We start from the raw sequence: 13,129 nt of genomic DNA on the forward strand, positions 1-13,129 counted from the left end.
TATCAATTAAGATTACTGGCGTTCCCACACCTGGGTGCGACCCAGCAGCGAAACCCCCAGGAAGCCGCGCACTTCCAGCCTCTTGCCACCATCCACCACTTTCATCTTGGCGCTGTATACCTTGCCATTGTGCGGGTCCAGAATCTTGCCATTGGCCCAGGTATCGCCGTCTTTCTTCAGGCCCCACAGAATGGTCATGCCATTCACCGGTTTGCCTTTGCGTTCACCATCGCATGCTTCGCACACGACATCCGGGTTCTGGTACAGCTTGACGATTTTGCCGGACAGCTCGCCATTGGCTCCTTCGGCAATCTGTACCACGGCCTTGGCTTGCTTGGTATCGTCGTCGATAGTCTTCCAACTGCCGATCGGGCTATCAGCCAGTGCGGCATGCGAAAAAGCGGTGAAGCCCAGGGCCACGACAGCGGCTTTCCACAATGTGCTCATGATGTTTTCCTCGTGTTGTCTGTCTTTTTTGAAACGCTAGTTTGGAGCTGCGGCTCTAGGATGCCAAGGGGCTGGCTAACCGTCAAGCATGGCTCCGGCTCACAAGACAAATTCACCACGCGCCACAGGAATGACGCGACCGCCGACATAAATACGACGCTGCCCATCCACAGTCAAGTGCAACACATTGGGGCGTTGTAGCACCGCTCCCTGCTCCACTCTCCACTGCAGGGGATAACGCTGATGCAGGCTGCACCATCCCCCAAGATTGGCACAGGCCGAGCCGGTGCCAGGGTCTTCCAGCACCGCGCCATCCTGCTCGAAAAACAGCCGCACCGTGGCCAGCTTGTCCGCTTCATGCCACAGATAGGCAACACTGCGCCCCGGCCGCAGGCAGGCATCGCGGGCAAACAGCGCCGGAACCGGCCGCGCGGCCAGCACCGCGGCACGGCTACTGGCCTGAATCAGCAGCTGCTCACTGCCGGTATCCAGCCAGCTGGGCGGTGCGGCTATGGCGGCGGCAGGCAAACCCAGCATGGCTGCTGCCGCGTCGATGGCAAGCCCGGCATCACGTTCGTGCGCCGGATTCGCCTGCAAGGTAAACAGGCCATCCTGATGCGCGATGGGAATTACCCCTGCTTTAGTTTCCAGTGTGAAGGCATCGCCAAGTCCCTGTTGGCGATACAGCACTGCGGCAGCCCCCAGGGTTGGGTGGCCGGCAAATGGCAGCTCATGTGCAGGCGTAAAAATGCGCAAACGCGCGTTGGCTTGCGTCGAGGGCAAGACAAAAACCGTTTCCGACAGGTTCAACTGCCGGGCCAGTGCTTGCATGGATACATCCGGCAAGCTGCGTGCATCGGTAAATACGGCCAGCGGATTACCACCAAAGGTAGTCTCGGCAAACACATTGACGATTTCAAAAGCATGGCTTGGCATGGTCATCTCGCATCATGGAATACAGGCAGCATCCTGCAAGGCCTGTTGCTGGCTGGCAAGCCGCTCCTGTAAACGCAGTGTTTGCCGGGCAGAACGACTGCGCTGTAACTGCCCTTGCAGCTTGTGCTGGCGACTACGCAGCTGATTACAGATTTTCAGCGCCTGCTGCAGCTGGCGCTGTGTTTTATGCTGCTCCCGCTGCAACTGCCGCTCCTGCCAAGTTGGCTGCTTTTGCTGCAGTTTGACAATATCCAGTTGGTAAGGCTCGCGGCTGATCTGGCTGAAATAGCCTCTCTTCAGAGTATGGGCCACATGATCTGCCGGACAGGGATGGTCCTGATAGCTGTGCTGCCCGGAGGGGCTGATACATTTGAATACGGCAGCCTGCAGCACCGTCGACAACGACAGCCCGCACAGCAGGGAAATAAGGCGGCGATACATGGTCAGCACTCCAGCAGAGGGATTCGGCCCCCAGATGAAAGCCGATTCCCCCGGTACTGGCTGCTGCGCCATCAGTCAGGATGATGCACACAATAAAAAACAGGCGATCAAAATCGCCTGTTTCTGCGGTAATCGGGCGAAAAATCAGCCCAGGAAGAGCACCGCTTCCGCTTCCACTTGCACACCCTTGGGCAGGCTGGCCACGCCAACGGCGGCGCGTGCCGGGTAAGGCTGGCTGAAATATTGGCCCATGATTTCGTTAAAGGTGGCGAAATTGGACAGGTCGGTCAGGTAGGCATTGAGCTTGACGATCTGGTCCAGGCTGCCACCGGCGGCTTCGCACACGGCTTTCAGGTTCTTGAACACCTGATGGGTTTCGGCGGCAAAACCACCTTCCACCACGGTCATGGTGGCCGGGTCCAGCGGAATCTGGCCGGACAGGTAAACGGTGTTGCCAGCCTTCACAGCCTGAGAGTAAGCGCCGATGGCGGCCGGTGCATCTGCAGTGTGGATGATTTCTTTGGTCATTTACTGATCTCCGTCCCCGAGAAACAGGGTTAACAGGTCATTGAGAAAACGTTGCCCCTGCAAAGTGGGGCGAATGGTGGTGGCATCCTGCTCCAGCAATCCTTGCTGGATGGCCTGCTGCAATTCATTGCGGATACAGGATACAGGCAAACCGGTACGCTCGGTGAACAGCCGCGTTTCAAAGCCGCCGGTCAGCCGCAGCAGATTCATCATGAACTCGAACGGCAGCTCGTCGCGCTTCACCTTGCGGCTGCTTTGCACCGGCTGGCCATCGGCCACTGCCTGGATATAGGCCGCAGGTTGCTTGTGCCGCATTTCCCGCACGATGCCTTCGTGACTGCTGATCTTGCCGTGCGCGCCGGCACCAATGCCCAGATAGTCGCCAAACTGCCAGTAATTGACGTTATGACGGCTGCGCTTGCCGGGCCGGGCAAAGGCCGAGGTTTCATAATGTTCGAAACCGGCAGCGGCCAATCGTGCTTCGATGGCATCCTGCATGTCGGCGGACACTTCATCATCCGGCAGGTTTTGCGGCGTGCGCACAGCGTACAGCGTGTTCGGTTCGATGGTGAGGTGGTAAGCCGACAAGTGAGTGATGCCATGCGACAAGGCGGTGTCGATATCCTGCAGTGCCTGTTCCAGCGTCTGACCAGGCAAGGCATACATCAGGTCCAGATTGACGTTGTCAAAGCAGGACAGCGCGATGTCGATGGCACGGCGCGCCTCGTCACCATCGTGAATCCGCCCCAATACTTGCAGGTGTTGCGGGTTGAAGCTCTGGATGCCGATAGACAGGCGGTTGATGCCGGCTTCGCGGTAGCCACGGAATTTTTCCGCCTCGAAGGTGCCGGGGTTGGCTTCCATGGTGATTTCCGCTTCCGGCGACAGCCGCAGCCGGGCACGAATACCCGCCAGCAGGGTGTCCATGGCCTGCGCCGAAAACAGGCTGGGTGTACCTCCGCCCATGAAGATGGTGCTGACACTGCGGCCCCAGATGGCGGGCAGGCTGTATTCCAGATCGCGCAGCAGGGTTTCCACATAGGCCATTTCATCGAAACCACCGCTGGCGACGCCAGCTTGCGGGTTCCACTGTACGGTCTGGCCATTACCGCTTTTCAGCTCGTGCGAGTTGAAATCGCAGTACGGGCATTTGCGCACGCACCAGGGGAAATGGATATACAGCGACAGCGGCGGCAGTTCGCGCAGGCCGCCCTTCAGCCCGGACAGGTCAATCACGCTCATGCCAGCTCACGCAGTTTGCTCAGCATGGCCTGCATGGCCTTGCCGCGATGGCTGACACGGTTCTTGTCCTCGGCTGCCAGTTGGGCGACGGTGCAGCCGAATTCTGGCAGGTAGAAGTAGGGGTCATAGCCAAAACCGCCCTCGCCTGCTGCGGTATCCTGCACTTCGCCCAGCCACATGCCGTCGGCCACCAGTGGTTGCGGGTCGTCGGCATGGCGTACCAGCACCAGCACGCAGTAATACCAGGCGCGGCGATTGTCCTTGCCTTGCAGCTTTTCGATCAGCTTGGCGTTATTGCGCTCGTCCGACTTGGGCTCGCCGGCATAGCGTGCTGACAATACACCCGGCTTGCCGCCCAGCGCTTCCACGCAGATGCCGGAGTCGTCGGCCAGCGCCGGCAGGCCGGTGACATGGCTGGCATGACGGGCTTTTTCCAGCGCATTTTCCAGAAAGGTGTAATGCGGCTCCGGGCATTCCGGCACATTGAGTTGCCCTTGCGGGATGACGGTGACACCCAGCGGTGCCAGCAGGGCGGAAAATTCACGCAGCTTGCCAGCGTTATTGCTGGCGAGAACCAGTTTGTCGAACATGTGGATTCATCCTGTTGCGTACAGCGCAGAACAGCAGGGTAAGCGGCCAACCATGCCGCGTCCACCCTGCTGTCAGCACGGATTATTCGGTGTCGGACACGCGGGACGGCATGGCCGCCAATGCCTGCAACAGCAGGCCTTCGTCAGCACCATCCAACAGCTTGGCATCGGACAGCATGCGTCGCCACTGGCGCGCGCCCGGCATGCCCTGGAACAGACCGAGTATATGGCGGGCAATATTACGCAGCTTGTGGCCCTCGGCCAGACGGGCGCGGATATAGGGCAGCATGGCTTCCACCACCTGCTGGCGGGTCACCGCGGTGCTGTCATCACCATAGAAAGCAGCATCCCACTCGGCCATCAGCCAGGGGTTGTGATAAGCCTCGCGCCCCACCATCACCCCATCGACATGGCGCAGGTGCTCAGCGATTTCGGCATTGGTCTTGACGCCACCGTTGATCAGGATTTCCAGCTCGGGACGCTCCTGCTTCAGCCGGTAGACATAATCGTATTTCAGCGGCGGGATTTCGCGGTTTTCCTTGGGGCTGAGACCCTTGAGGATGGCATTGCGCGCATGCACGATAAAGGTGTTGCAACCGGCGGCAGCCACCTGATCAACAAAATCGGCCAGATAGTCATAATGCTCAATCTGGTCGATACCGATACGGTGTTTGACGGTGACATCGATATCCACCACATCCCGCATGGCCTTGACGCAGTCGGCCACCAGTTGCGGCTCTGCCATCAGGCAGGCACCGAAGGCACCCTTCTGGACCCGCTCGGACGGGCAGCCGACATTCAGGTTGACCTCGTCGTAACCCCACTGTTGCGCCAGCCGCGCGCACTGCGCCAGCTCGGACGGCTCGGAACCGCCCAGTTGCAGGGCCACCGGGTGTTCGGCTTCGTCAAAGCGCAGGTGCCGCTCCACATCGCCATACAGCAGCGCGCCGGTGGTGACCATTTCGGTATACAGCCAGGTGTGGCGGCTGATTTGCCGGGCAAAGTAGCGGTAATGGCGGTCGGTCCAGTCCAGCATGGGGGCTACGGACAGACGGCGTGAGGGCAATACAGGCTTGGTGGCATTCATCGTGGTCAGGGCAAGTGAACCCGGCCTTGCAGGCCAGGGTGCATCAGAGGGCAGCGGCTGCTGACATGCTGCAAAAACAGAGACTTAACAGGGCGCACATTATCCGGCGCGCTCTGGTGCAGGGTCAAGCCTGCTCATGGTCAAAGCCGGCGGGCAAAGAAAAACCTCCGCGGCAGACTGGCTGCTGGCGGAGGCTTGATCTGACATGAGCAGGGCTCAGAGCATCCAGCCGATATGCGCCGGCACCTGGCCATCCACCGCCATCATCACCGACAGTGCGGTCACGGTGATGATGGAGAAGAAGAACACCTGACGCGCCCAGACGCGGTCGTCAGTGCTTTCCTTGTAACCGGACAGCGCCATCTTCAGCCACCACAGGCTGGTGGCACAGGCCACCGCCAGATAGCCATAACCGGCATAGCCGTAGAACACCAGCAGCAGTGTCGCCACGGCAAAGGCCAGGATGTACAGCACGATCTGCTGCTTGGCCTCGGAGATGCCCTTCACGACCGGCAGCACCGGAATCTTCGCCGCTTCGTAATCCTTGAAGCGGAAGATGGCGATGGCGTAGGAGTGCGGCATCTGCCACAGGCAGAACATCAGCAGCAGGATGGCAGCACCGCTGTCAAAGCGGCCACTGGCGGCACAGTAACCCGCCACCGGCGGTACTGCACCGGACAGGCTGCCCACCAGGGTGCCGTAAACCGACTTGCGCTTCATGTACAGGCTGTACACGCCGACATAGATCAGGAAACCGAACAGCGCACAGCACAAGGCCAGGATGTTGGTCCAGATCGCCAGCGTGGCAAAGCCGGCCACGCCCAGCACAAAACCGTGGGCCAGTGCCGCCTTGGGACTCATGTCGCCGGTCACCAGCACCCGTTTCTGGGTGCGGGCCATACGCGCGTCGATATCGCGGTCGATGCAGTTGTTGATGGCGCAGCCGGAGGCCACCACCAGCGACAGCCCCACTACCGTGGCCAGCAACAGGGTCCAGTCCAGACGACCCTGTGTTGCCAGCAAGAAACCACCCACGGTAGAAATGAGGTTGCCGAAGATGATGCCCGGCTTGGTCACCTGCAAATAGCGCTTGAGTTTCATCACGTCCCGGCTCAGCGCAACATCAGCGCATCGGCGGTGGAGATGATCCACACCGACAGGCCAACCAGCATCACGATGATCATCGCGGTGAACAGGAAGGAGAAGCTGTTGAGCTTGCCGTCCTTGGTAAAGTTCAGATGCAGGAAGTACTTGAGGTGCACGATGATCTGCACCACGGCGAAGCCGAAGATGCCGATCATGGTGGCCTGCTTGGTGAAGCCACCGCTCATCACCATCCAGAACGGGATGGCGGTGAGGATGATGGCCAGCACAAAACCGGTGAGGTAGCTTTTTACACTGCCGTGGTCGGCAGCGTGTTCATGAGCCTGACTCATTACATGGCTCCTTTCAGGTACACGACGGTGAAGACGCAAATCCACACGATGTCGAGGAAGTGCCAGAACAGGCTGAGGCAGTTCAGACGGGTCATGGCGCGGCCGGTCAGGCCGGTCTTGGCCACTTCGAACATCATCACCGTCATCCACAGCAGGCCGGCGGTCACGTGCAGGCCGTGCAAGCCCACCAGACCGAAGAAGGACGACAGGAAGGCGCTGACATTCGGGCCATGGCCTTCGGCGATCAGGTGGTGAAACTCGTTCACTTCCATGCCGATGAACACCGCACCGCAGGCAAAGGTGACCGCCAGCCAGCCCAGCACGGCCGACTTGTTGCCCTTGTAACCGGCAATCATGGCAAAGCCGTAGGTGATGGAGGACAGCAGCAGGGCTGCGGTTTCACCCATCACATAAGGCAGCTCGAAGATTTCCTTGCCCGAAACACCGGTGGCAACGTTGCGGTACAGCACCGCGTATGCCGCAAAAGCGGTGGCGAACAGGATGCAGTCGGTCATCAGATAGAACCAGAAGCCCAGCACGGTCTGCGAACCGCTGTCGTGGTGCTCGTGGTCGTCATGCGCGTCGTGCGCGTGCTCTACATAAGTACTCATCTTGGCTCAACCTATTAAGCGGTAGTGGTGGGACGGCTGCCACGACGCGGCTTGTCGGCATCGCGTTCGGTGTAGTTGTCCACATCAATGCCCATCTGCTCGAAGTGGGCACGCTCGATTGTTTCGACCTCATCCGGCTGCACGTAGTAGTCCAGATTGTTGTCGTAGGCACGGGCCAGCATGGCGCCGATGATGCCGACCAGGCCGACAATCGCCAGCCACCAGATATGCCAGATCAGGGCAAAACCCAGCAGGGTGGTGAAGCCGCCGATGTACACGCCGGTGGCGGTATTGCTCGGCATGTGAATCGGTGCGTACTTCTGCGGCACCTTGTAGGCTTCGCCCTTTTCCTTCATGTCGGTGAAGGCGTCGATATCATGCACATGCGGCACGACAGCAAAGTTGTAGAACGGCGGCGGGGAGGAAGTGGACCATTCCAGGGTATGGCCATTCCACGGGTCGCCGGTCACGTCGGCCAGTTTCTTACGGTCGCGGATGCTCACCACGATCTGCAGCAGCTGGCAGCCGATACCGCAGGCAATCAGCACGGCACCCACGCAGGCGATGTACAGCCACGGGTCCCAAGCCGGATTGTCGGTATGGTTCAGACGACGGGTCATGCCCAGGAAGCCCAGGATGTACAGCGGGATAAAGGCAAACATGAAGCCGCTCTGCCAGAACCAGAAGGCTGCCTTGCCCAGCTTTTCATTCAGCTTGAAGCCGAAGGCCTTGGGGAACCAGTAGGAGAAACCAGCCAGATAGCCGAATACCGCGCCACCGATGATGGTGTTGTGGAAGTGGGCAATCAGGAACAGGCTGTTGTGCAGCACGAAGTCGGCACCCGGAACGGCCATCAGCACGCCGGTCATGCCGCCGATGGAGAAGGTCACCATGAAGCCCATGGTCCACAATACCGGCGGGGTAAAGCGGATACGACCCTGATACATGGTAAACAGCCAGTTGAACAGCTTCACGCCGGTGGGCACCGAAATCACCATGGTGGCGATACCGAAGAAGGCGTTGACGTCCGCACCGGAACCCATGGTGAAGAAGTGGTGCAGCCACACCATGAAGCCCAGCACCGAAATCACGCCACTGGCGATGATCATGGAAGTGTGGCCAAACAGGCGCTTGCCGGAGAAGGTGGAGATGACTTCGGAGAAGATACCGAAAGCCGGCAGCACCAGAATGTAAACTTCAGGATGGCCCCAGGCCCAGAACAGGTTCAGGTACATCATGGCGTTGCCACCGGCTTCCGCGGTAAAGAAGTGGAAGTCCAGGTAGCGGTCCAGGCTCAGCATGGCCAGGGCGCCGGTCAGGATGGGGAAGGAAGCCACGATCAGCACGTTGGCCCAGGTGCAGGTCCAGGTGAAGATCGGCATTTGCATCAGCTTCATGCCCGGTGCGCGCATCTTGATGATGGTCACCAGGAAGTTGATCGCCGTTAGCGTCGTCCCTATCCCGGATATCTGTAGCGCCCAGGTGTAGTAATCCACCCCCACATCAGGACTGAAGCCCAGCTCGGACAGCGGCGGATAGGCCACCCAGCCGGTACGGGCAAAGTTGCCCACACCCAGCGACAGGTTGACCAGGATCACCGCCGACACCAGCAGCCAGAAGCTCAGCGAGTTCAGGAAGGGGAAGGCCACGTCGCGCGCGCCAATCTGCAGCGGCACCACGATATTCATCAGGCCGGTCATGAACGGCATGGCCATGAAGATGATCATGATCACACCGTGCGCGGTGAAGATCTGGTCGTAGTGTTCTGGCGGGAATACCCCCAGATGCCCGTCGGTGGCCATGGCCAGCTGGGCACGCATCATCAGTGCATCGGCAAAGCCACGCAACAGCATGACCATGGCGACGATGATGTACATCACGCCAATCTTCTTGTGGTCGACCGAGGTCAGCCACTCTTTCCACAGATAGCCCCACTTGCCGAATTTGGTAATGAGTGCCATCACCAGCAGGCCCATCAGGCCGGCGCCGGACAGCGCGGCGACGATGATGGGTTCCTTGTAGGGGATGGCATCCAGAGTCAGTTTGCCTAACAACATCGATTATTGCTCCTTGACGGCCGGGGTTTCGCACAGACGCTTGGTCAGTGCCGCCAGCTTCAGTTCGTCGTCCGTGGCAGCCAGCGACTGGCGACCTGCCATGTATTTGTGCAGCACGGCATCAAACAGACGCGGTTCAGGCGTATTGAAGAAGGCCACGGCATTGTTTTCGCTCGGCTTGGACAGGGCGAGGTAAGTGTCGGCATTCAGGGCCTTGCCCGATGCGCGTACCTTCTGTACCCAGGCATCAAACTGTTCCGGTGTTTCGGTGGCAATGGCATTGAACTTCATGCCGGAGAAGCCAGCACCGCTGTAGTTGGCGGAGAAGCCCTTGTAAGTACCTGCCTCGTTGGCTACCAGATGCAGCTTGGTTTCCATGCCGGCCATGGCGTAAATCTGGCCGCCCAGTTGCGGGATGAAGAAGGAGTTCATCGCCGCATCCGAGGTGATACGGAAGTTGACCGGCACATCCTTGGGGAAGGCGATCTGGTTGACCGTGGCAATATGCAGATCCGGATAGATGAACAGCCACTTCCAGTTCATGGCCACCACCTGCACGTTGATCGGCTTCTTGTCCGAATCCAGCGGACGGTACGGGTCCAGCTTGTGGGTGGTTTTCCAGGTCACCACCGCCAGACAGGCCACGATGATGATGGGAATGATCCAGACCACGGCCTCGATCTTGTTGGAGTGCGACCACTTGGGTGTGTAGATGGCGTCCTTGTTGCTGGCACGGTACTTCCAGGCAAACAGGAAAGTCATCACGATCACCGGAATGACAACCAGCAACATCAGCACGGTGGCCGTGATGATCAGGGACTTCTCATCCGCTGCAACCTGCCCTTTCGGGTCAAGAATGCCACCCTGACAACCGGTGAGCAGTGCAGTCACGACAGGAGAAAGCCCCCACAACAGGCGGGTGGGTCTAGAGTTTCTCATCATACGACTTTACGGGTTAAAGATTCCTTGCTCGCACTAGCGCGAGAGACCGTGTCCTGGCTGGTACAGCCGCGTCACGATCAGTGATGTCCAGGCGGGAAAGTCCCGCAGTCCGGGCCTGGCTCGCACACACGCAGCCCGGTCCAGGGTGAATACCGTCCGTAAATACTGTCGGTATGAGTGGTTTGGCTGCCGCAGGGCAGTACCAGGCATACCGCTGTAAGCCGTGCTGCCAGGCAGCACCAGCGTGGCGGGCCTTCTTGAAGAAAACACACCACACCACCACTTGCGAAGAAAGAGTCGAGCGGCCAAATGGCATGGGCTGACAAGCTTGCGTCAATTTGTCACAGTGGCGGGCGCGCTATTAAAAATCAGTTTCATTGCGCTTAGCAAGCAAGCGGCGCGCAGTTTGAGGAGCAAATACGCCTCAAAATGGTGCATATTTGATTTGCATCAAGGTCAATTAGCTCAACTTGTGGCTGACGCGACAACGATTTAAGCCATAAGCATTACTTGCGCGATGCAGCATTTGTGTCGTTACATTTTGTTACAAGAAAATGTCAGCGCACCAGCATCCTCCGGCAGTCCGCAAGCACAGCACTCCGTGCTTTGGGCATGAAAAAACCGCCGCTTGCAAGCAAGTCGGCGGCTGGTGAAATCCGGAGGCGGCAGATTCAGCGTTCGAGCGCCAGAATGGCCTCCAGGTCCTGATCCACCTTGCGCATGCGCTCGTACAGCTCGCCGGTACTGCCTACCATCTGATCCAACTGTTCCTGGCTACTATTGGACGAGGCAGTCAGTTTGCCCAGCAGCTCCACCACCTGCTGCATTTCACCGGCAAAGCTGCTGACATGCTCGCTCATCAGTCGCATATCCACGCCCACCTGGGCCACACCGCTCATCACATGTTCAACCGCACCACCGGTAGCATCCAGATTGGACTGGGTGTTATTAGCCAGTTTGCGCACTTCGTCCGCCACCACGGCAAAGCCGCGGCCAGCCTCACCGGCGCGGGCGGCCTCGATTGCCGCATTCAGTGCCAGAAGATTGGTCTGTTCGGCAATCTTCTTGATCATCAGCATCACGTCGCCAATCTGCCGGGCATCCTTTTCCAGTTCGACAATACGCAGGCTGACATTGGCCGAGGTCTTGTTGCCCTGTTCCACACTGCCGGAAAAACGGGAAATCTCGTTCTGGATGGCCACCAGATGGGTCACCAGTTCGGCAGAAGCCTGCCGGAACAGTGGCAGGCTTTCCATCAACTGACTGGCAAAGCTCTTGTAGCCCTGCAGTTCGTGAATCACCTGCGACTTCATCCGGTCGATGCACTGTGCCCGTGACACTTCCCTACTGTAAAAGTAGTTCTTGAAATTGGCATAGTGCACCGGGAAACGCTGGATGAAATCATCCTGGAAATTGTCCTGGGCGGGATAGAAGAACACGGCGGTCTGGGTCTGGTTGATATTCACCCCCAACAATTCACCAAACGAGGAAAAACCTGCCACCGGGATATCACCGTAGACATTGCTGCCGGCGAGCGCTGCACTGTTGTTGAGCCGGCGCAAGATACAGTCGTTGAGCAAGCCGCCAATCGCTTGCGGCTTGCCCTGGGTAAAGCGGGAAAAGTCGCTCTGGGTGCGTTCTACCAGACCCTCTTGCTTGAGCAGATGCAGCTCTTCGCCAAACGACAGGTCACAGGCAAAGTGCAATATCCCGCGCTCGGCATCCACGCTCAACACCGAGCGTACAAACATTTCATTCTTGATCTTGATGCCGAAGCTGAATTTGGCCAGCCGCTCAGCCACCTCGGCAGATCGACAGGAAAAATGGCGCGCCAACACCTCCACCACATTGGCTACCTTGCCATCCCGGTCAAATACCGACTCGACGCTGCGCAGTTCGGAACTGGCCTTGGCGATGGTGAAGGAAGTACCGGTGTCCTGGAAATTCTGCGACTTGAACACGCCATAGCGATAAGCCGGTGCCAGCTTGATGAACACCAGCACGGCATGGCCTTCACGCACGCTCTGGCCGTCGTGCAGCCGGGTCATGGAGAAATCCAGCGGGCCACCAGCCGAACCGCCGATGAACAGGTAGGGGAAACGGTCCGACTCGTAAATGGCCTCCATCAGATAGCTTTCGCTATTGGACAGGCCATCTACCAGGGTCAGTACGAAACCTTCCTGGTAATTCATGGCAAATGTCGGCTGCACCCGCGACAAATTGTCGATCAGCCGGCGCACGCGTTCCTCATGCCCCACCTTGGGCTGGCCCGCCTTGATATCTTCACAGCCCAGCGGCACGCTGGCCACATGCACCCCGGCCAGCAGCTTCTTATCGAACAGCTGGAACACCATGCTGTCCCAGCCGGCATTTGCCGGCAGATACAAGGCATCGCCGGCCTTGGCAGAACACAGCTCACCGGCCGTGGTAGTCAATACCACTTTGGCTCCCGGAAAAGCCGCTGCAGCGCTGCGGGCAACCTGATCCAGATTCGCCGCAGGGTTGATAAAACCCAATACCAGCTGGATATCGTCACGGCTGGCGGCGCGCAGATCAGCCTCAAGCGAAGCTGTGCGGCTGCGAATCACCTGAACGGGCGGCAACCCGGCCCTGTCGGCCTGAGTAACCGTGGTGGTTTTATTGCGTTTGAAAAACATCCGTACTCTCCCGTTGGTGCTGACTATTATTATTTCCATGCTTACCGCATGGATCAGACTTCATGTTAGCAAGAAAAATCACACATTCCATATGCTTACTCGGAAAGGTCTGATCTACCTCAGAGTCGCATCCGGCGTAGTACACGGTTGAGTCT

13 protein-coding genes and 1 pseudogene are annotated in these 13,129 nt (G+C 58.7%); all 14 read right to left on the bottom strand.

The window, feature by feature from the left end; genetic code table 11:
• Positions 1 to 12 precede the first annotated feature (12 nt).
• Complete coding sequence (locus GSR16_RS17345) at positions 13 to 447, bottom strand: DUF2147 domain-containing protein (RefSeq protein ID WP_159879602.1); 435 nt, start codon at positions 445 to 447, stop codon at positions 13 to 15.
• 99 nt (positions 448 to 546) lie between these two features.
• Complete coding sequence (locus GSR16_RS17350) at positions 547 to 1,383, bottom strand: PhzF family phenazine biosynthesis protein (protein WP_159879604.1); 837 nt, start codon at positions 1,381 to 1,383, stop codon at positions 547 to 549.
• 12 nt (positions 1,384 to 1,395) lie between these two features.
• Positions 1,396 to 1,824, bottom strand: a complete 429-nt coding sequence (locus GSR16_RS17355; protein WP_159879606.1) for a hypothetical protein — start codon at positions 1,822 to 1,824, stop codon at positions 1,396 to 1,398.
• A 144-nt stretch (positions 1,825 to 1,968) separates the two neighbouring features.
• Positions 1,969 to 2,352 carry a RidA family protein gene (locus GSR16_RS17360; RefSeq protein ID WP_089083823.1) on the bottom strand — a complete coding sequence of 128 codons (384 nt, stop codon included), beginning with the start codon at positions 2,350 to 2,352 and terminating at the stop codon, positions 1,969 to 1,971.
• Positions 2,353 to 3,594 (bottom strand): radical SAM family heme chaperone HemW, encoded by a 1,242-nt coding sequence (gene hemW, locus GSR16_RS17365; RefSeq protein WP_159879608.1) that lies wholly within the window; start codon positions 3,592 to 3,594, stop codon positions 2,353 to 2,355.
• On the bottom strand, positions 3,591 to 4,184 hold the full coding sequence (gene rdgB, locus GSR16_RS17370; protein WP_089083825.1) for an RdgB/HAM1 family non-canonical purine NTP pyrophosphatase: 594 nt from the start codon (positions 4,182 to 4,184) through the stop codon (positions 3,591 to 3,593). Before rdgB ends, hemW begins: the two co-directional genes overlap by 4 nt.
• A gap of 82 nt (positions 4,185 to 4,266) precedes the next feature.
• A complete protein-coding gene (gene dusA / locus GSR16_RS17375; RefSeq protein WP_159879610.1) occupies positions 4,267 to 5,271 on the bottom strand; it encodes a tRNA dihydrouridine(20/20a) synthase DusA in 1,005 nt (334 codons plus the stop codon).
• Between the two features lie 216 nt (positions 5,272 to 5,487).
• Positions 5,488 to 6,372: a heme o synthase gene (gene cyoE / locus GSR16_RS17380; protein ID WP_159880887.1), complete on the bottom strand. Its 885-nt coding sequence runs from the start codon at positions 6,370 to 6,372 to the stop codon at positions 5,488 to 5,490.
• 11 nt (positions 6,373 to 6,383) lie between these two features.
• On the bottom strand, positions 6,384 to 6,707 hold the full coding sequence (cyoD, locus tag GSR16_RS17385; RefSeq protein WP_159879612.1) for a cytochrome o ubiquinol oxidase subunit IV: 324 nt from the start codon (positions 6,705 to 6,707) through the stop codon (positions 6,384 to 6,386).
• Positions 6,707 to 7,318: a cytochrome o ubiquinol oxidase subunit III gene (gene cyoC, locus GSR16_RS17390; RefSeq protein ID WP_159879614.1), complete on the bottom strand. Its 612-nt coding sequence runs from the start codon at positions 7,316 to 7,318 to the stop codon at positions 6,707 to 6,709. Before cyoC ends, cyoD begins: the two co-directional genes overlap by 1 nt.
• 14 nt (positions 7,319 to 7,332) lie before the next feature.
• The gene (gene cyoB / locus GSR16_RS17395) at positions 7,333 to 9,375 is read right to left on the bottom strand and encodes a cytochrome o ubiquinol oxidase subunit I (protein ID WP_159879616.1); all 2,043 of its coding nucleotides are present in this window, start codon (positions 9,373 to 9,375) and stop codon (positions 7,333 to 7,335) included.
• Between the two features lie 3 nt (positions 9,376 to 9,378).
• Complete coding sequence (gene cyoA / locus GSR16_RS17400) at positions 9,379 to 10,317, bottom strand: ubiquinol oxidase subunit II (RefSeq protein WP_240902528.1); 939 nt, start codon at positions 10,315 to 10,317, stop codon at positions 9,379 to 9,381.
• A gap of 671 nt (positions 10,318 to 10,988) precedes the next feature.
• Complete coding sequence (locus tag GSR16_RS21510) at positions 10,989 to 11,630, bottom strand: methyl-accepting chemotaxis protein (protein ID WP_420837526.1); 642 nt, start codon at positions 11,628 to 11,630, stop codon at positions 10,989 to 10,991.
• 219 nt (positions 11,631 to 11,849) lie between these two features.
• A pseudogene (locus GSR16_RS21515) lies at positions 11,850 to 13,013 on the bottom strand (FIST signal transduction protein); the annotation flags it as partial.
• Positions 13,014 to 13,129: the final 116 nt, after the last annotated feature.

The sequence above is a fragment of the Aquitalea denitrificans genome, assembly GCF_009856625.1.
Classification (GTDB): Bacteria; Pseudomonadota; Gammaproteobacteria; order Burkholderiales; family Chromobacteriaceae; genus Aquitalea; species Aquitalea denitrificans.